The organism is Sandarakinorhabdus sp. (genome assembly GCF_031422795.1).
Classification (GTDB): Bacteria; Pseudomonadota; Alphaproteobacteria; order Sphingomonadales; family Sphingomonadaceae; genus Sandarakinorhabdus.
This window is the reverse complement of sequence record NZ_JANPML010000430.1, coordinates 1-19,137: the sequence shown is the minus strand read 5'-3', so window position 1 is coordinate 19,137 and position 19,137 is coordinate 1. Positions and strand designations below refer to the sequence as shown.

Sequence of the window (19,137 nt, the reverse complement as noted above, 5' to 3'; positions counted from 1 at the left end):
GCCGCGGTCGCCAACATGCCCGACACGCCGATCGCCGATGAATGGCTGGGCGTCGCCATGCTCTATTCCTCTGGCACCACCGGCCGGCCGAAAGGCATTTTGCGGCCGTTGCCGGAGGTGAAACCCGATGAGCAGCTACCGCTCTATGGTTTCCTGAGCAAACTGTGGCTGTGCCGGGACAAGATGATCTATCTGTCACCGGCGCCGCTTTATCACTCGGCCCCACAGGGTGCGGTGTCACTGGCGATCATGGCGGGCGGCACCGCAGTGATCATGGAGAGCTTCAACCCGGAAACCTATCTGCAGCTGATCGAACGCTATCGCGTCACCCACAGCCAGCTGGTGCCGACCATGTTCTCCCGCATGCTGAAGCTGCCGGAGGATGTGCGTCGCCGCTATGATCTCGGTTCGCTGGAAGCCGTTGTGCATGCGGCTGCCCCCTGCCCGATCCCGGTCAAGGAGGCGATGATCGATTGGTGGGGGCCGATCATCCACGAATATTATGGCGCCACCGAAGGCCTGGGTTTCACGGCCTGCGATACGGCCGAATGGCTGGCCCACAAGGGCACGGTGGGGCGCGTGGTGCTGGGCGAAATCCACATTCTGGACGACGACATGCAACCGATGCCGCCGGGCGAACCGGGCACGATCTGGTTTACCACCGCGACACCCTTCGAATATTTCGAGAACGCCGACAAGACGAACGAAAGCCGATCGGTCGACGGGACGAAGACCACCGTTGGCGACGTTGGCTATCTGGATGCGGATGGCTTCCTGCACCTCACCGATCGCAAGACGTTCATGATCATTTCCGGCGGCATGAACATCTATCCGCAGGAGTGCGAAAACCTGCTGATCACCCATCCCAAGGTGACCGATGCCGCCGTATTCGGCGTGCCGAACGACGATCTGGGCGAAGAGGTAAAGGCCGTGGTGCAGGCAGCGCCGGGGGTGACGGCAAACGCGGACCTGGCCGCGGAACTGATCGCCTTCTGCCGGGCCAACATGGCCCATATCAAATGCCCGCGCTCGATCGATTTCACCGATCAATTGCCGCGTTTGCCCACCGGCAAACTTTACAAACGCGAGCTACGTGATCCCTATTGGGCGGGCCGCAACAGCAGGATCGGCTGAACCGCGTTACGCCGCGCGAGCCAAAAAAAGGAGCGACGCTTTGCCGGCGCCGCCCCTTCTGACGAGCCCCCATCGCTGGGGGACGGCCCTCCCGGCTTACTGCAGCAGCTGGGTAACCTGCTGGGCCGACTGGTTGGCTCGGGCCAGCATCGCCTGCGCGGCTTGGCTGAGCACCTGGTTCTTGGCCAGATTGGTCGATTCCACCGCAAAGTCGGTATCCTGGATCCGGCTGCGCGAGGCCTGCAGGTTGGTGCTGTTCGACGACAGGTTGTTCACCGCCGCTTCCAGCCGGTTCTGCACGGCACCGATGTTGGCGCGATCGAGGTTGACGCTGTTCAGCGCTTCATCAATGGCATCAAGGGCAGCGGTGGCCCCATCGGCGGTCGACACATCGATATCCGAGATGCGCAGGCCACCCTTGGAAGCGCCATAGCTGTTTTCCTCGAAACCCAGCGCCGTGAAGTTGGACGCCGCGGCAAAAGCCTGGCTGCCGGCCTTCACGTCGATGGATTTGGCCGATTCCAGCCGCACCGAGCCATAGGCGGTTTCCGCCGTCGCCGCCGTGGCCGCGATGGCATAAGCGCTGCCCGAACCCTTCACCGTGGTGCCGCCCAGGCCGAGTTCGCCCGCAGTGGCGCCGCCGGCGACAATGGCAACCGACAGGTTGCGACCATCGGCAGCGGTCAGATCAAGGCCGCCAAGGCCGTTGTCGGACGCGCTGACGCCGGTCATGCCGCCGAAGTTGTTGATGGCAGCAGCCACCTTTTCGCGGCGGGCCTGTGCCGTATCGGTGGTGGCAAGGCCATCGATGGTGATGGCAACGCCGTTGATGGTGACCGAAGCGCCCGTACCGGCGAGGGTGGTGGCCGTGGTGTTGGCCGTGAGCGTCACGTCGTTGGCAACGGCGCTGACGCCGGTCTGCGCCGAGGAGGCATTGACCGCCGCCGCGATGGCAATGGCGCTGGCCGATTTCGACGACGAGGCCGCCACCGTGGAGGAGACATTGTCATCAGCCGCCGCCGCCGCCCGGATGGCCACGCCATTGATGCTGAGATCGCCGTTGTTGAGGTTGCGGATGCCGGTGGCATCCACCGCCACGGCGCGGGCATCGGTGCTCACGGTGGAAACGCCGCGTTCGAACGTGCCTTCGGCCAAGCCGGCGCGGCTGATGCGGGCGCTGGCGCTGTTGGCCGAGCTGATCTCGATCGGCTGACCGTTGGTGCTTTCGAGGTTGAAGCTGCCCGACTGCGCGCCGACCTTCAGGCCGGTGGACGCAGAAGTGAGCGTCGCCACCGCCACTTCGATGTTGCGGCCATCATCAGCTTCAAGACGGATGCCGCCGTTGGTATCACCGGTGTCCACCGCGCGCACGCCGGTCTGGCCGGAAATGGCGTTGATGGCATCGCGCACCAGGCGGCGGCTTTCGGCGGCGTCGGTGGTGGTGCTCACCGAAGCGGTGGAAACGCCGTTGATGGTCACGGTGCCGGTCAGTGCGGCGGCGGTCATGGCCGATCCGGTCATCACTGTCTGGCCGACAACGGCGCGAACGCCGGTCTGTTCGGTGGCGCGGTTGATGGCGGCGGCCTTGGCCAGCGCCGAAGCAGCCTTGTTGCCCGATGACAGGCTGTCATCCGACGACAGCGACGAGCCGATGGTGGTGCCGTTGATCACCAGATCGCCGGCCTGCAGGGCCTGATTGGCGCCAAGGTTGGCGGCGGTGGCTTCGAAAGCACCCGAAGCCGACAGCGCTGGGCTGGAACCAAGGCCGAGATCACGCGCCCGGGTGGAGGTGAGGCTGAATGACACGGTTTCGCCAGCGCGGCTGCCGGTTTGCAGGCGCACATTCTGGGCCGAACCATCCAGCAGGCGGCGGCCGTTGAAGTTGGTGCGCACGCCGACATTGTCGATTTCGCCCACCAGCTGGCGGACTTCGGCCTGCACCGCTTGGCGATCGATGCCGGTCAAGGTGCCGTTGGCCGACTGCACCGACAGTTCGCGCATCCGCTGCAGCATGTTGGTCACTTCGCCCATGGCGCTTTCCGCCGTCTGCGCCATGCTGATGCCGTCGTTGGCGTTCCGCATGGCGACCGCGAGGCCGCGCACATCGGCCGTCATCTTCTGGCTGATGGCGAGGCCGGCGGCATCGTCCTTGGCGCTGTTGATACGTTGACCGGTGGACAGGCGCTGCATTGCCATGCCCATCATGTTATTGGCACTGCGCTGCGCATTCTGGGCGGTCAGCGCGCTGATGTTGGTATTGATAACAGTCATCTCTGGGTTACTCCCGCTTCCCGCCACCGCAGAAGGAGCGGGGCGCTGCACTGGAAACGGCACAAACTGAATTCCGCTTAAACCTGTTGCGAAAAAGGCCTCAATTGAACGACTTGCGCTTCCCTTTTCCGGTTCTGCTGGCCACGCGCGATCTTGTTTTCATCAACAAGCCGGCGGACCTGGCCGTGCATCCTGGGCCGAAAACGCCCCGCAGCCTCGAAGATCATCTGCCGGCGCTGGCGCTGGGTGGCTTTGCGCCGGTCGCCGCCCATCGGCTGGACCGCGACACCTCGGGCTGCCTTGCTGTCGCCCGCAGCCGGCGCGGCGCCAAGTGGCTGAGCGCGGCTTTTGCGACGGGCAGTACCGAGAAAATATACTGGGCGATCCTTTCAGCCCTGCCCGCCGCGCCGACCGGTGTGGTGGATGCGCCGCTGGCCAAGGTGTCGAGCGCAGCGGCGGGATGGCGCATGGTGATGGACAAGTCCGGCAAGCCGGCGCGCACGCATTGGAGAGTATTGGGGCGGGTGCTGGATTCCGACCAGCATCTGGTCGAATTCCGCCCTGAAACCGGGCGCACCCACCAGATCCGGGTGCATGCCGCGCATATCGGCTGCCCAATCGCGGGCGATCCGGTTTATGGCGACGGAGCGGGCCCCATGCGGCTGCACGCGAAGGGCCTGGCCATCACCCTGCCCGATGGTCAACGCATCGCGGTCAGCTGCGATCCGCCGGCGGATTGGCCGATTTCACTCGGCCTTGAAAGCCAATGAAATCGCTGTAGTTTTCGGCTAAAACCGCAAGTCGCTGGTGCACCAGATCGGGGCCAATATGCTGCACCACACCATCGACCAGCAGGTTCAGCAGCGAGGCCAGCGCCGAATTCATGTCCCAGAAATGGCCCAGCGCCACTTCGGCGGTGAGGATATGCGGCGTCAGATCGCGCGCCCAGGGGCAATAGGGATCGGTGATCACGACAAGCGCCCGGCCGCTGGCCGCAACCCGTTCGGCGAGCAGACGAAACTGGCGGGAATAGCGGCGCACATCGATGGCAACGAACACATCGCCGGGCCCGGCATCAACCACGACATCCATTATGCCGGCCGCCATATCGAGGCTGGCGACCTGCGGACGGACATAGGACAAGTGGCGGGCAAAGCCAGCCGCCAGCCCGGCTTCGGTCTGGAAACCGGCAACATGCACACGCGGCGCGGCGGCGAGCAGCGCAACGATGGCGGCCCATTCCGGCGTTTCGGCCTGCGCGTAAACACCCGAAATCGCGGCGGTTTCAGCCTTCAACCGGGCATCGGCAGACGGTGCCGGACGGGTGAGCAGCCACGGCGCATCGCGGGCATCGTCGCGCAGATCATCCTTCAGGGCGGCCAGATTATCGTAACCCAGGCTCTTCACCAGCCGCGCCACGGTCATCGCCGACACACCAACGCGCTGGCCGATGGAGGCCGCGGTTTCAAACGGCAGCTGATCCAGATTGTCGGCCAGCCAGCCGGCGATCATCCGTTCCGAAACGGTCAGATGCTCGTAGCGGTCGGCAAGGCGTAACGAGATCCGACTGGGGGCGATACGGCTGCTCATGTGCGTTGGATAACATCCGCGCACATTTGCGCAACTGCGCGCTTCAGCCGGCTGGTTTCGCTGGGAAGGTCACCGGCTTGAAACGTTCGGCGGCAAACAGCGGCGACTGATCATTATAGTGCGGCGATTGCGGACGGGTGGCGGCGGCCCCGAAATGATGCACGGATTCCGATTTCACCTGGCCGGCGGCAGTCCATTCGACCAGCATGATATAACCATCGCCATTGTTGCCAACGCGGCGGCCATCGGCCGAGATGTCGCCAATCATGGCGCGCAACGCATCAGGGCCGCCACACAGCGGCAGATCAACCTTGCCGCGCCGCAGCCGCTGGAAATCGCCCAGCGGCGGATCAAGCCGGCCAAAATGCCTGGTCAGCCCCGCCACCGCGTCTTCCAGCCCGGCGCGGGCGTTGGGCACCGGTTTTTGCAGATAGGCAAAACGCGCATGCTGGGCAAAGGCCAGCGCCACCAGCGTATCGGCGGCACCCTGGCAATCCAGCGTGAAATCCCATTGCCGGATCAGCGCCTGGGCCTTCTGCAAATCGGGCCGCCCCTTGGTGTCCAGCGCCAGCACTTCATCCCACCAGCGCCCCGCCCAGCCGGCCCGATCATAACCCTTGTCATATTTGATGGAGAGCAGCTGTTCCCGGCTGATCTGCTGATTGCCTAACTGTGCAAAGCGCGCCTGATAGCGCATGGCGCGGTTGGTGATCTGGGTTTCGATGCCCATGTCTTCGGAAAAATCACTGCGCTTCAATTCGTTGGCTGGCGCGGTCGAAAGAAACGGCGTGTTGTTGGCATTGGCCACCCAGCCGGCTGCCGGATCGATCACATGCGGATTGGCAGACCACGGCAGATAAGCGGTCCACAAGGCCTTGGACGTGTCGCCCGGCAGCACGCCGCGCCAATCAAAGCCGGGCGCGCGGGCCGGGAACAGCGCATTGTGGAACATGCCGATATGGCCTTTGGCATCGGCATAGATGAAATTGGTGGCGGGAACGCCCTGTGTCGCCATGATCGCCTGCCAGTCGGCAAAATCGCGCGCCTTGTTCAGCCGGTAATAGTGTTCGACCTGGCCCACTTCGCCGATGCCGGCAAAACGGATGGCAAAGGCCCCCAGCGCATTTTTGATCACTGGGCCATGCACACTGCGATACACGGTGCGCGGGATCGGCAGCACCAGCGGGCCGTACTTCACCCGCAACCAGACGCGCCGCTGCTCCAGATCGCGCCACTGGCCATCAAGCCGGTAACGTTTGCCGCTGTCATCCAGCACAAGCTTGTAAACGTCGATCAAATCCGGGCGGTTGACCGTGTTGGTCCAGCCCAGCACCTTGTTGTGGCCCATCAACCCAAAGGGCGCGCCAGTGAAATTGACGCCGGCAAAATCCCAGCCAGCATCGGAATGCACCACCATTTCCCACCAGGCCACTGCCCCTTCCCAGGGCTGATGGCTGTTGAGAATGAGCCGCGTCGTGCCATCTGCGCTGCGCCGACCGGCAACGGCAAAGGCATTGCTGCCGCGTTCATCGGCTGGCCCGGCATCGCGCGGCGGCAGGCGATCATCAAGCAGCGCCGACAAGGGCCGATCCAACCCGAAGAAAAACGGCGAGCGCAGCGCAAAACCAGCGACGATGTCGCGTCCGGTAACCGGAAACAGCCCCTGCAACCGCACCTCGCGGGCGTTTTTGCGGGCATAATCGTTCAGCCCCTGCGCATAGGCTTCGACCAGCGCCCGCGTGGCCGGCGACAGGCTGGCATAGCCCTTCTCTGCCACGGCATTGGCATCGAGCAGATGGCCGACGAAATCGAATTTTGCGCCGTCTTCGCCCGAAATGGCGCCGGCACGGCCGCGCACGGCGGCCAGCGATTCTTCCAGGTCGCGAAAATCATCCTGCGCCTGCGCGATGGCGATGCCATAGGCGACATCGGCATCGGTCTTGCCGCTGATGTGCGGCACGCCCCACTGATCACGCACGATCTTCACCGTTCGCTTCAGCGCCGGATCCGGTTCGGGCGGGCGCGCCGTAAAGGCATCCCATGTCGAAAGCCCCACCACCACGGCGGCCAGGGCAATCGACGTCCAGAACAGCGCCGTAAACCAACGCGGCATCAGCGGGCGTCTTTCACAACGGCACCGCCCATCACCACGACCTTCACATCGCGCAGCACGTTCACATCGGCGGTCGGATCACCGGCCACGGCGATGATGTCGGCATGGCGGCCAGTCGCGATCTCGCCAACGTCATCACGGCCCAGCGCTTGCGCGGCCACGCTGGTGGCAGCACGGATCGCGTCGATTGGCGCCATGCCCCATTCCACCATCTTGGCAAACTGGCGGGCATTGTCGCCGTGCGGATAAACGCCGGCATCGCTGCCAAAAACCATCTTCACCCCGGCTTTCCACGCCGCCTGGAACGTCTGACGCTGTTTCAGGCCGATGGCGCGTTCCTTGGCGAGATTTTCCTCCGGCACGCCGTTCTTCGCCCCTTCGGCCAGGATATAATCATCGTTGTAGACATCCATGGAAAAATAGGTGCCGAACTGTTTGGCCAGCGCAAACGCCTCCGCATCGGCCAGGCTGGCGTGTTCGATGGTATCGGCCTTGGCCCGGATCGCCGCCTTGATGCCATCGGCGCCGTGCGCGTGCACCGCCACCTTCATGCGCAGCCGGTGGGCTTCGTCCACCAGCGCGTCCATTTCTTCCTGGGTCAATTGCTGGCCATCCACCGTGTCGCGGGCGGAAAACACGCCGCCGGTGGCACAGAACTTGATCACATCGGCACCCAATCGGTGCATTTCGCGCACCTTCTCGCGGAAGCCCTGCGGGCCCGATGCGACGCCGCTGCGATCAACCGTGATGCCGGAATGAAAGCGATTGTCGTCGCAATGCCCGCCGGTGGCACCCAGCGCATAGGCCGCCGGCACGATGCGCGGGCCGCGGATGACGCGTTCATCAATCGCCTGCTTGAGCCCCACATCGCCAAAATCAGCCGAGCCGACATTCCTGACCGTGGTAAAACCGGCATCCAGCGTGCGCCCGGCCATGGCCACACCCACCGCCACACTGAAGGCGCGGGCGTGACGCAGATCGGCATCAAAGCCCAGCGCCGGATCGCTGGTGAGGTGGACGTGCATGTCGATCAGGCCTGGCAGGATGGTGAGATTGCCCAGATCGATGCGCTTTGCATCGGTGACAATATGCCGATCCTGCGTGGTGACCAGCGTGATGCGGCCATTTTCGGTGACGATCTGCGGGTTCTGGATGATCTTGCCGCTCACGACATCGAGCATCCTTGCAGCGGTGATCACCACGGTTTCAGCAGACGCAGCGGTGCTGCCAAGCAAACCCAACAAAATCAGTGCAAACCGCGGCATCATCACGTCTCTCCCTAGCTGCCCAATCGATAGGGGCAGCCGGGAGCGACGGCAAGCCGATCAGGCAACCAATTGCAGGCTGGGTGCGGGCAGATAGGGCACCGGCAGGCCATCACCGGTGACCAGCGCCGCGAGGAACTGATCCACACAGGCATCCCATCCATAGCGCCGGCCTTGCGCCACGCAATCAGCGCGCCGGGCACCCAGCGCCGCGCGCATCGCCTCACCCAGATCATCCGCCACAGCGCCGATCCGGGCCCCGGAACCTCTGCCCGTCCGGCCATCGGCACCAAAGCCTTGGGCGCCGACCACATCGAGCGGGCCGGGCACCGGATAGCCCGCCACGGGCGTCCCACTGGCCAGCGCTTCGATCATCACCAGCCCGAACGTATCGGTACGGCTGGGGAAGACCAGCACATCAGCGCCGGCATAGGCACTGGCGAGCGCATTGCCGTGCAGCGCGCCCAGGAAATGCGCGGCCGGATATTTCTTCTGCAGGCTGTCGAGCGCCGGGCCATCGCCCACCACCAGCTTGTCGCCAGCCCAAGGCGCGGCCAGAAAAGCCTCGATATTCTTTTCGACCGCGACGCGGCCGACATGCAGCGCCACCGGGCGTTTCAGGCCGGCATAGACCGGGTGCGGGGCGATTTCAGGGCGGAATTGGGCGGTATCAACGCCACGCGACCAGAGACGGGTTTGGGAAATGCCATGGCAAGCCAGTTCATCGGCCAGGCGCGGCGTTGCCACCATCACGGCGCTGGCGGCGCCATGGAAGCGGCGCAGCACGCGCCAGGCCAATTGAGTACCGCCGCCGATGCGCGCCGACACATAATCCGGAAAGCGCGTGTGAAAACTGGTGGTGAAAGCCATGCCCTGCTGCATCGCCCAGCCGCGGGCGTGCCAGCCCAGCGGGCCTTCGGTGGCGATGTGCAGCGCATCGGGCGCAAAGGCGCGAATCTGCTTGGCCGTCCGGCGCTGGGTGGTCATCGCCAGCCGGATTTCCGGATAGCTGGGCATCGGCACCGACCAATATTGATCGGGCGAGATCACCTGCACGCGCACGCCGCGCTCGGCGAGCAGACGGACGGTGGTGGACAGCGTGCGGACCACACCGTTGACCTGCGGTTCCCAGGCGTCGGTAACAAGCGTGAGTTTCAGCATGATTGTTCCTTCAGGCCGCCATCTGGGCCGGCGTTATCTGGGCCGAGGTCGCGTTCAGAGCGGCTTGGCGCACGTGCTCGGCCCAATCGATGATCTCGATGCGGCCATCGGCATGCTCGGCCAGCGCGGTGCAGCTTTCGACCCAATCGCCGTCGTTCATATAGGTGATGCCGCCGAACTCGCGGATTTCGGCGGAATGGATATGGCCGCACACCACCCCGTCCAACCCACGCAGCCGCGCGGCTTCGGCCACCGCTTCTTCAAACCGGCCGATGAAGGCGACGGCGTTCTTCACCTTCTTCTTGATGTGGGCGGAGATCGACCAGTACGGCAGGCCCAATTGTTGCCGGGCACGGTTGTAGTGGCGGTTCAATTTCAGCAGCAGCTCGTAGCCAATGTCCCCGGCCCAGGCGAGCCAGCGGTGATAGAGCACGATGCCATCAAATTCGTCGCCATGGCACACCAGCAGCTGGCGGCCATCGGCGGTGGTGTGGATGGCCTCCAGCGCGATTTCGACCCCGCCAAAGCCCAGTCCGGCATAGGGCCGCAGCATCTCGTCGTGATTGCCGGGGATGTAGATGACGCGCGTGCCCTTGGCGGCCATCTTGAGCACGCGGCGCACGACATCATTGTGGCGTGCCGGCCAATACCAGCCGCGCTTCAGCTTCCAGCCGTCGATGATATCGCCCACCAGATACAGGGTTTCGGGCTGGATCGATTTCAGGAAATCCATCAGCAGATCGGCGTTGCAGCCGGGCGTACCAAGGTGAATATCGGAAATCCACACCGTGCGCAGTTTCAGCTTGCCGCTGGGGGTGCGCTCATCCTCGTCGGTGAGGAAGGCGGGACCGGATGGCGGAAGTTGAAACGGAACCGGGCCGGAAGATAATGGGCGGAGAGACGATGGTGGCGGTGCTGCTGGCTCACGCCAGAGCAATTGTTCGGCAACGGCCAGCGGCAAAGACGCCATCGGAACCCCCTGTATGGTTCAACCTTGCCCGGATGCTTTAGCGATGGGCAGTGACAGGGGTGTGGCAGCGCGATTGCGCCAATGTGGCAAAATTGTTGAGGTTATGTTGCAGCGCGGTCGTAGCGTTTCAGGCGGGCCGAGTCAGGCGCGTTGAATCAGCCGGTGGCGTTCCCAGGCCAGCGCGTGGCCGACCATGGTTTCAAGGTCGGCAAAGCGCGGTTGCCAGCCAAGCAGTTCGCGGGCCTGGCTTTGCGCCACCAGCACTGCCGGATCGCCGGCGCGGCGCGGGCCATCGTGGCGCGGGATGGCGGTGCCCGACACCGCTTCGAGCGCGTCGAGCACTTCGATCACCGATGCGCCCTCGCCGTAACCCAGATTGACCGCGTGATACTGGCCCGGATCCGCCAGGCAGGCGCGCAGCAGCAGGATATGCGCATCGGCCAGATCGGTGACATGCACATAATCGCGCACGCCGCTGCCATCGCGGGTGGGATAATCGCGGCCAAAGATTGTGAAGCGTGTCCGTTGGCCGGTGAGCACGTGGCAGGCCAGTTCGATCAGGTGATGCGGGTGCTGGCTGGCTTGGCCGGAGCGCAGCTGCGGATCAGCGCCCGCCACGTTGAAATAGCGCGGGCACGCCACCGAAAAACTGCGATTGGCCGCTACCATGTCGGCCAGTGCGCGTTCGGCAAAGGCCTTGGACCAGCCATAGGGGTTGATCGGCGCAATCGGTGCGGTGACCGCCAGCGGTTGGCCATCACCATCGCCGTAAACGGCAGCTGTGGACGACATCACGAACGCGCCAACCCCGCAGGCCAGCGCGGTTTCAGCCAGGTTCAGCGTCTCACCAAAATTCTCGCGGTAATACAGCGCTGGCTGTTCCACCGATTCCGCCACCGAAATGCGCGCGGCAAAGTGCAACACAGCGCCGATATTGTGTTCGCGGATCACGCGTTCCACCAGCGCCTGATCCCCGGCGCGGCCTTCCACGAAGATGGCGCCGGCCGGCACCTGGGCGCGGCTGCCGGTCACCAGGCTGTCGAGCACCACCGTCTTCACCCCGCGATCAAGCAGCGCCAGCGCGGCATTGCTGCCGATATAGCCCGCCCCGCCGGTGACCAGCACCGGCGGCAGTTCGGTTTCAGGGATCAGGGGCAGAAGGGCAGACATGGGTTCGACCTACAGCGCTTTGCCGCCACCATCAACGCTCCAGCCGCAGGTTGGACAATTGCGAGCCGATTTGCTGAAAGCTGGACCGCAATTGCGTTGGGGTTGGCGCGTGGAAATAATGGCCGGGGCTGGTGGCGCAGTTGCGATACAGGGCCTGGGTGGCGCCGGCGGTGCCCAGTGTGATGGTGTAGATGACGATGCCTTGCGCCTTGATGTTGGTGCACAGCGCCGTCATGCGTTCATTGATGCGGGTGGTGGCGGTGCTGCCGGTGGTGGTGCCCAGCCGGCCTTCGGTAAGGCGGCCATAGCCGGTGTAATCGAAACTGGGCGGGCGGCCATAATCGAACCAGGTGTTGTCACCATCGGTCATCAACACGATCACCTTGGTCATGAAATCGCGCGGGCCGGGATAGTTCAAGGGCAAGCCGGCTGGCGTCACCGTGCCCCAATGGCTGCTGCCCCACAGGCCGCGCCAGCGCGGGCTGATCGTCATCCAGCCGGCCTGCAAGCCCAGATTGCCCATGGTGCCGCCGCGGCTGGAGGGCTGCAGCAGGCCGATGATGCGCAGCAGGGCAGTGCGATCATTGGTAAGGCCCGACACCGGCTGTCCACAGCCAACGTTGGGGCCTTTTCGGGCGTTGGCGGGCACCCACATCTGCGCCGGATCCATGCTGTCGCTGTCGTCGGGGTCGGGCACGTCGGTGCTGGTGATGGCCGGCGTGGCGCCCCAATCGGCGTCGCCAAACGTCGGCCGCGCTGCCGTGCCGCCAAACGCCCGCGCTGCCGTTTGCGCGCGGGTGCTGGGATAAAGGAAGGGCCGGAACGGCGCCTGGGCCGGCGGCGTGTCGGTCTGGTCTTCGCCGCCGGTGCGTGCCTCCACGCAGCCGCGCCAGCGGAAGGGCGCAAAGCCGGTCGTGGCCGCCGCGCCGCCCTGCAGCCAATCCATCTTGCCCGGCCCGAAATTCACCGTGTTGGTATAAGGCACCACCGACACATACAACGTGTCGAGCTGGGCGCGGTTGCCATACAGGATGTTGACCAGATCGGCCGCCGCCAGCTTCATCTGGGTCATCGCCGTGCCGGCCATCGAGCCGGTCACATCCAGCACCAGCGCCATTTCCATGCCCATGGTGGTGCGCCGGGTCTGTGCCTGGGCGCGGATCGGCAGCTGCTGCCATTCACTGCCCGCCAGTGCCAGGAAGGTGGTGCTCAACCGGCCGGTGGCAGAAACGGTCAGCGTCTGATTGTCGGTCGAAGGGCTGATGGTCAGGCTTTCGACTGTGATGTCATCCACCTCGCTCATGTTGGCGGCAAAGAACTGGCGGGCTTCGGGGCCGGGATCGCGCACGCCCAGCTGGCGCGCGCCGGCCAGAGCGGCGGCGTCCACCGCCTGTGTCAGCTGATCCTGCGCCACCCAGGCCCGGCCGAAATCAATGGCCATGCCGGCAAGCAGCGACAGCGGCACCAGCATCAGCGCGCCGGCGAGCGCGATGTTGCCGCGTTGCGAAGCCAGGGATCGGCGGCGGCTCATCCGATCACCGGAATGGCCAGGCGTGGCCGCCGCACTGCGGTGCGCCGCACCACAATCTCTGCGGGCAGACCCAGCAGCCCGCCGCTGAACAGCCAGGGCCGCACCTTGTAGACCGCTTCGGCGAAAATCACCCCGTCCCCGGCCGCCACGGTGATGCCGCCAGTGTTGCCGGATCCGATCAGGCTGGGCAGTTCCGGCCGGCCCCAGCGTCGCTGCCAGGCGATGGCGGGGCCATTGCCGGTGTTGGCCATGCTGGTGACGATGATGGCGCCATCGGCCAGCAATGGCTGCGGGTGCGCGGCTTCTGTGGCGGCCAGCGCCAGCACGGCGAGTTCGCGGCCAGTGACGATCTTGGTCATGTCGGTTTCGGGGCTGAACTTGTCGATCTGGGTGGCAAGATCGGCCGCCGCCGCCGCAGCGGCCGACGCGCGCTGCACCTGCGATACAAAGCTGGCAAGATCGAGCCCGGCCAGCACAAAGCCCAGCAGCAGCGGCAGCACCAGCGCGAATTCCAGCGCTGCGCCGCCCTCCCGAACGCCGCGTTGGCGGTGCCTAGAACGGTTCATTGCGCACCACCACGCGGGTTTCGATGGGGATATCGCCGCCCAGCCCCGGCGTCAGGCCCACCAGCGGGTGCGCGGTATAGCGCAGGATATAGATGGCAATCTGATCGCCGCCGCCGGGCGTTGGCACCGCCTGATCGGCGTCCCAGCTGCCATTGGCGTTGATATCGGTGAAGGCTTCGCCGGCATCGTGGCGGCCATTGCCGTTGATATCGGCCAGCGGTTCGGGCCGGCCGATGGCTTGATAGCCGGCATAGCTGCCCAGCCCAAGGCACAGATCGGCCAGGTTGAGCAGGCCGGCGGATTCGGCCGCGATGATGGCGCGGATACGGTCGACACGCGGATTGGCGCCAGAGGCGCCAGCGCCGGGGCACAGCGCGACGCGGGCCGTGCCCTCAGGCACCGCTTCGGCTTGGCCGGTGATGCCATAGCGTGAGGCAAGCCGGGCAGCGTGGCCAACCTGGTGCTGCACCAGTGATATCCACGCCGTATCGACGGCCAATATCAGGATGAGCACCAGCGGCGGCAGGCAGAAGGCCGCTTCCAGCGCCACCGCCCCCCGCTGCGAACGCCGCTGCTTGCCGCGAGCCATCATGGCGAAACGGGTGCCGCCGGCGCGCCCAGGGCCAGTGAAAGTGCCAGATTGTGCCGCGCCGCCCGATTGAGCGGATCAACCGCCAGCGCGCGCCCATAGGCTGTTTGCGCTTCGCCGCGCTGGCCTTCCAGATCCAGCGCCACGCCCAGCCCGGTCCAGCCGCGCGCATCGCTGGGCCGCGACATGGTGTAGGCCGCAAACGCCGCCCGCGCCGCCGCATTGTCACCCAGCGCCAGCGCCGCCCGCCCGCGCGGCAGCCACAGGCCGGCATCACCCGGCAGCAACAAGCCTGCGCGTTCCAGCGCAATGGCGGCATCGCCGGCCTCGCCAGCTTCCAGCAGGGCCTGGCCCAGCCCGGCCCAGGCTTCGCCGCTGGTCGGTTCGGCCAGGGTCTGGGTGCGCCACAGCCGGGCTGCGGACTGCCATTGGCCGGCCCGTGCCGCTGCCCGGGCCATCACGCTGGTGATGGCCGGTGGCGCAGGTGCCGCAGCGACCAGCAGGACAGCAGCCAGAGCCAGAAGAACACGCATCATGCCAGTCTCCGCAGCGCATCGATCAGTTGCAGGAATGCCGGCCCGGCCACGACCAGCGCAGTGGAAGGCAGGATGAACATGATCATCGGCAACGTGATGATCACCGGCAGGCGCGCGGCGGCTGCTTCCATCTTCATCTGGCGCGCGAGGCGGAAATCGGCGGTCATCGTGCGCAACGCCCGGCCCAACGGTGTGCCATACCGCATGGTCTGCGACAGGGTGGAGGCGATGGTGCGAACGGAATCGAGCCGCACCCGATCCCCCATGTTGGTCAGCCCTTGCAGCCGGTCAGCCAGCAGCCGCATTTCCGATACCGTCACGCCCAGTTCGGTGGCCAGTTCCGGATGCACGCTCTTCAGTTCGCTCGCCACCCGTTCCAGCGCCAGTTCCAGGCCGATACCAGCCTCGCCGCACACCACCAGCAGGTCGAGCGCGTCGGGCAGGCCGCGATCAATGGCGGCGCGGCGGGCAGCGGCCCGCTGATTAAGGACAATATCCGGCCCCTTCAGCCCGGCGACAGTCGCGCCCAGCAGAACCAGTAGTGCCGTGGTGGCCGAAGGCTGGCCAATCTGCACCCACAGGGCTGCAGCGCTCAGCAGCAGCCCGGCCAGCACCATCTTGAAGCCGATATACCAATCCACCGCATCGGGCCGGGTGAAGCCGGCGGCATAGAGATTCTGGCGCAGCAACCCGACTTCGCGGCTGCCAACCAGCGGGCTGTCGGCCAGCCAATCACCGATGCGCCGCAGGGGGCCAGGATTGTAAGGGCCGGCCTTGCCCACTGGTGCCAGCAGCGCCAGCCGCGCCCGCAGCCGCGCCTGCCTGGCCATGGCATCGCGCCAGCTGAGCCAACCGAGCCCGGCCAGCAATGGCACTATCAGGGCGAGCAGCAGGCTCATCCCAGCGCCTTCCGGGTGATGAGCTTGATGATCACCAGCCCGGTGGCCTGCACCAGCATGGCCACACCCAGCAGCATGCGGCCGCTTTGCGTGGTGAACAGCTGCATGATGTAGCTGGGCGACACCACCATCATCAGCGCTGCCACGCCGGCCGGCAGCAGCGCCAGCACCATCACCGTGGCACGGATTTCCGAGGTGAGGCTTTGCGCCTTCAGCCGCACGGCGTGGCGGCGGCGGATGGTTTCAGCCAGATTGTCGAGCGTTTCCGCCAGATTGCCGCCGGTTTGCCGTTGCAGCGCAACCGTCACGCCAAAAAAGCGATAATCGGCCAGCCGGCAACGCGTTGCCAGCGCCGCCAGCGCTTCGTCAAAATCGACGCCGAGCTGAATTTGATCGACGCAGCGGCCGAATTCGGGGCCAGAGGGCGACGGCACTTCGACCCCGACAGCGCGCATGCCTTCCACCACCGGCAGGCCGGCGCGCACGCAGCGAATGATGACGCCCAATGCCAGGCTGAACTGCGCTTCTACCTGGGCCTGGCCGGCGTCGCGGCGCTGCGCCACCCACAGGCGCAAGGCGCCGAAAAACGCGCCCGCAGCGCCCAAGCCCACGATCAGGTTCGACAGGCCGAGCAGTTGGCCGAGCACCAACATGACCATCGCCGCCGCACAACTGCCGGCCAACAGCGACGGCAGCACAGCGATGCGTTCATCCACGCACGCGCCGCGATCAAGGCCAAGCAGCGGATCGAGCAGACGGTTCAAGCCGGGCACGGCCAGCGAGCGGGCCGGCGGCGCCACCAGTGGCACAGTGCTCAGCGGCTGATACAGCGCCAGCCGCGCCGCCAGCCGCTTGCGCCGCGCCGGCAGCAGATCGTCGATCAAGGCGACGCCCAGTGCCATCTCAGGCCGCGCCCACAGCGGAAACGCTGTTGTAGAGCGTGTCGAGTCCGAAATATTTCAGGCGCGGCAGGAAAGACGGGCGAGCACCGGTGGGCACGAACTGGCCACGCAAGGTGCCGTCGCGATTTTCGCCGTCATAATCGAAGCGGAACAGATCCTGCAGCACCACAACATCGCCTTCGAGGCCGACGACTTCGGTGATCTGGGTGATGCGGCGCTTGCCGTCGCGCATGCGCTGTACCTGCACGATGGCATCGAGCGCCGATACGATCTGCTGGCGAATGGCGACAGCGGGCAGGCCCAACGAGCCCATCAGCACCATATTCTCGATGCGGGACAGCGCGTCGCGGCTGTTGTTGGCGTGGATGGTGGACATCGATCCATCGTGGCCGGTGTTCATCGCCTGCAGCATGTCGAACGCTTCGGGCCCGCGCACTTCGCCGATGATGATGCGATCGGGCCGCATTCTGAGCGCGTTCATCACCAAGTCGCGCTGGGTGATGGCGCCGGCGCCTTCCAGATTGGCCGGCCGGGTTTCCATGCGCACCACGTGGGGCTGCTGCAATTGCAGTTCGGCGGCATCCTCGATGGTGACAAGCCGTTCCGACGGATCGGCAAAGCGGCTGAGCGCGTTCAGCAAAGTGGTCTTTCCGGAACCGGTGCCGCCGGAAATCACGATGTTCAGCCGGCTGCGCGCCATCACTTCGAGCGCGCGCGACAAGGGCTCGGACATGGCGCCGAATTCCACCAGCCGCGCCAGGTCGATGCGCTTTTTCGCGAATTTGCGGATGGAAAGGCAGGGGCCATCCAGGGCCAGCGGCGGGATGACGATGTTGACACGGCTGCCATCGAGCAGGCGCGCATCGAGCAGCGGGCTGCTTTCATCGACACGGCGGCCGATGGCGCTGGCGATGCGCTGCGAAATGGCCAGCAGATGCGCGTTGTCGCGGAAGTGGATATCGGCCTTCTGCAGCCGGCCGGAAATTTCGATGAAGGCACAATCCGGCCCGTTGATCATGATATCGGTGATGCGTTCATCGGCCAGCAGCGGCTCCAACGGGCCCAGGCCGAGCATGTCGTGCACCAGTTCATCGGCGAGCAGCATCTGTTCACGGCCATTCAGCTGGACGCGCTGATCGCCGGCCACCGCCCCCACCGCTTCGATGATGGCGCTGCGCAGTGCCGCGCTGTCCATGTTGGCGACGGCCACCGGATCGAGCCGACCCAGCGCGGCCGAGCGCACCAACGCGAATTGTTCGGCGCTGGCGCGGATGGCGACCGACACCGGTTCCGCTGCCGGGGCAGCCGCCAACGGCGTTTCGGCGTGCGCCGGCAGCGTCTTGCGGCCAAAGCTCATGGCACCAGCCCCAGCCAGCGTTTCCACGCTGGCACCGGCGCTGTGGTAACGCCCTGGCCGGAAAGCTCACGGGCCAGCAGCGCGATGCCGGCTTCGGCGCGCGGGTCACTGGCCCAGGCCGGCTGGCCCATGTTGATGGCCTGGCCAAATACCTGCGGCAGGAACGGCACCGCCACATCTGGCGGGCGCTTGAGGGTGGCGGCGAAATCGGCGTCGGCCAGATCGCCGGGGCGACCGGCCATGTTGTGCACGAGTATCTGGCGCTGGCCCGCTGCACTGGCCAATTGCTGCCGGGCGGCGCTGTCGCGCGCGGCGAGCAGTGTGGCTTCATTGACCAGGATCTGCAGCGGCGCGGCATCAAGCAAGGCCTGGCTGCGTACCATGGCGACCTTGGGCACATCGACGATCACGTAATGATAGGCGCGCTGCAGCCGGACGAGCAGCGCAGCCACGGCTTCGGCGGTCACGATGGGCGCGCGTTCCGGCACGACTTCACTGGCCATCAGATCGAGCCTGCCCGTCACGGATATGGTGGCGCGTTCAAGGAACAGATCATCGATGCGGCCCGGCGCTTCCAGTGCATCGGCAAGGCCGGCATTGGGCGCCACGCCAAGCAGCAAGGGCTGCGCGCCGCTGATCAGATCAAGATCGAGCAGGGCCACACGGCGACCGGCCTTTTCCGCCAGATAGTGCGCCAGATTGGCCGCAATGCTGCTGGTCCCCACACCGCCGCGCGCACCGGTAACGGCGACCAATTTGCCCAGCCGGGGATCACTGCCATCCAGCCGGCCGCCGGTCAGCCGGATGACCAATTGTTCGAGCAGTTCCGAAGTGACCGGCTTGAACAGATAATCCGACACGCCCAGCCGCAGCAGGCCGCGAAACAGGCTGACATCGTTGGTTTCGCCGATCACCACCACCTGCAACTGCGGTTCCGACACTTCCGACAGCGCCTGCACGGCATCGAACACGCGATCGATGCCGGCGACATCGACGAACAGCAGCGCCGGGGAGCGTTGCTGGCGCAGATCGGCCGTTGCCGTCGCAATATTGCCGCGCCGCACGTCAAAACCGGGCAGCGCC

The 19,137-nt window shown here is 65.5% G+C and carries 17 protein-coding genes; 2 read left to right on the top strand and 15 right to left on the bottom strand.

Annotated features, from left to right (window positions below):
* Positions 1-1,134 (top strand): AMP-binding protein (locus tag RMO81_RS14835; protein WP_310476689.1); only part of this gene is annotated, 1,134 nt, incomplete at its 5' end.
* A 96-nt stretch (positions 1,135-1,230) separates the two neighbouring features.
* Here RMO81_RS14835 and RMO81_RS14830 read toward each other — a convergent pair.
* Positions 1,231-3,405 carry a flagellin gene (locus RMO81_RS14830; RefSeq protein ID WP_310476688.1) on the bottom strand — a complete coding sequence of 725 codons (2,175 nt, stop codon included), beginning with the start codon at positions 3,403-3,405 and terminating at the stop codon, positions 1,231-1,233.
* A gap of 113 nt (positions 3,406-3,518) precedes the next feature.
* Between RMO81_RS14830 and RMO81_RS14825 the strand changes: the two genes are divergently transcribed.
* A complete protein-coding gene (locus tag RMO81_RS14825) occupies positions 3,519-4,175 on the top strand; it encodes an RNA pseudouridine synthase (protein ID WP_310476687.1) in 657 nt (218 codons plus the stop codon).
* Here the strand turns inward: RMO81_RS14825 and RMO81_RS14820 are convergent.
* From RMO81_RS14820 to RMO81_RS14755, 14 genes are all read right to left on the bottom strand, one after another.
* The gene (locus tag RMO81_RS14820) at positions 4,120-4,995 is read right to left on the bottom strand and encodes a MurR/RpiR family transcriptional regulator (RefSeq protein ID WP_310476686.1); all 876 of its coding nucleotides are present in this window, start codon (positions 4,993-4,995) and stop codon (positions 4,120-4,122) included. The genes RMO81_RS14825 and RMO81_RS14820 overlap by 56 nt on opposite strands.
* 43 nt (positions 4,996-5,038) lie before the next feature.
* Positions 5,039-7,108 carry a penicillin acylase family protein gene (locus RMO81_RS14815; protein ID WP_310476685.1) on the bottom strand — a complete coding sequence of 690 codons (2,070 nt, stop codon included), beginning with the start codon at positions 7,106-7,108 and terminating at the stop codon, positions 5,039-5,041.
* Positions 7,108-8,373, bottom strand: a complete 1,266-nt coding sequence (locus tag RMO81_RS14810) for an amidohydrolase family protein (RefSeq protein ID WP_409049632.1) — start codon at positions 8,371-8,373, stop codon at positions 7,108-7,110. Before RMO81_RS14810 ends, RMO81_RS14815 begins: the two co-directional genes overlap by 1 nt.
* 60 nt (positions 8,374-8,433) lie before the next feature.
* The gene (locus RMO81_RS14805; RefSeq protein WP_409049631.1) at positions 8,434-9,531 is read right to left on the bottom strand and encodes a glycosyltransferase family 4 protein; all 1,098 of its coding nucleotides are present in this window, start codon (positions 9,529-9,531) and stop codon (positions 8,434-8,436) included.
* A gap of 13 nt (positions 9,532-9,544) precedes the next feature.
* Positions 9,545-10,504 (bottom strand): UDP-2,3-diacylglucosamine diphosphatase, encoded by a 960-nt coding sequence (locus RMO81_RS14800; RefSeq protein WP_310476682.1) that lies wholly within the window; start codon positions 10,502-10,504, stop codon positions 9,545-9,547.
* A 141-nt stretch (positions 10,505-10,645) separates the two neighbouring features.
* A complete protein-coding gene (galE, locus tag RMO81_RS14795) occupies positions 10,646-11,674 on the bottom strand; it encodes a UDP-glucose 4-epimerase GalE (protein WP_310476680.1) in 1,029 nt (342 codons plus the stop codon).
* Positions 11,675-11,705: 31 nt separating this feature from the next.
* Positions 11,706-13,205: a pilus assembly protein TadG-related protein gene (locus tag RMO81_RS14790; RefSeq protein ID WP_310476678.1), complete on the bottom strand. Its 1,500-nt coding sequence runs from the start codon at positions 13,203-13,205 to the stop codon at positions 11,706-11,708.
* Complete coding sequence (locus RMO81_RS14785) at positions 13,202-13,771, bottom strand: TadE/TadG family type IV pilus assembly protein (RefSeq protein ID WP_310476677.1); 570 nt, start codon at positions 13,769-13,771, stop codon at positions 13,202-13,204. The genes RMO81_RS14790 and RMO81_RS14785 overlap by 4 nt, the downstream gene beginning before the upstream one ends.
* On the bottom strand, positions 13,758-14,363 hold the full coding sequence (locus RMO81_RS14780) for a TadE/TadG family type IV pilus assembly protein (protein ID WP_310476676.1): 606 nt from the start codon (positions 14,361-14,363) through the stop codon (positions 13,758-13,760). Before RMO81_RS14780 ends, RMO81_RS14785 begins: the two co-directional genes overlap by 14 nt.
* Positions 14,360-14,896, bottom strand: coding sequence for a tetratricopeptide repeat protein (locus RMO81_RS14775; protein ID WP_310476675.1), 537 nt, complete (start codon positions 14,894-14,896; stop codon positions 14,360-14,362). The genes RMO81_RS14780 and RMO81_RS14775 overlap by 4 nt, the downstream gene beginning before the upstream one ends.
* Positions 14,893-15,795 carry a type II secretion system F family protein gene (locus RMO81_RS14770; protein WP_310476674.1) on the bottom strand — a complete coding sequence of 301 codons (903 nt, stop codon included), beginning with the start codon at positions 15,793-15,795 and terminating at the stop codon, positions 14,893-14,895. Before RMO81_RS14770 ends, RMO81_RS14775 begins: the two co-directional genes overlap by 4 nt.
* Positions 15,792-16,697, bottom strand: coding sequence for a type II secretion system F family protein (locus RMO81_RS14765; protein ID WP_310476673.1), 906 nt, complete (start codon positions 16,695-16,697; stop codon positions 15,792-15,794). Before RMO81_RS14765 ends, RMO81_RS14770 begins: the two co-directional genes overlap by 4 nt.
* 1 nt (position 16,698) lies before the next feature.
* Complete coding sequence (locus RMO81_RS14760; RefSeq protein ID WP_310476672.1) at positions 16,699-18,081, bottom strand: CpaF family protein; 1,383 nt, start codon at positions 18,079-18,081, stop codon at positions 16,699-16,701.
* The coding region (locus tag RMO81_RS14755; protein ID WP_310476671.1) for a P-loop NTPase at positions 18,051-19,137 on the bottom strand (1,087 nt) is incomplete at its 5' end. The genes RMO81_RS14755 and RMO81_RS14760, both read right to left, overlap by 31 nt.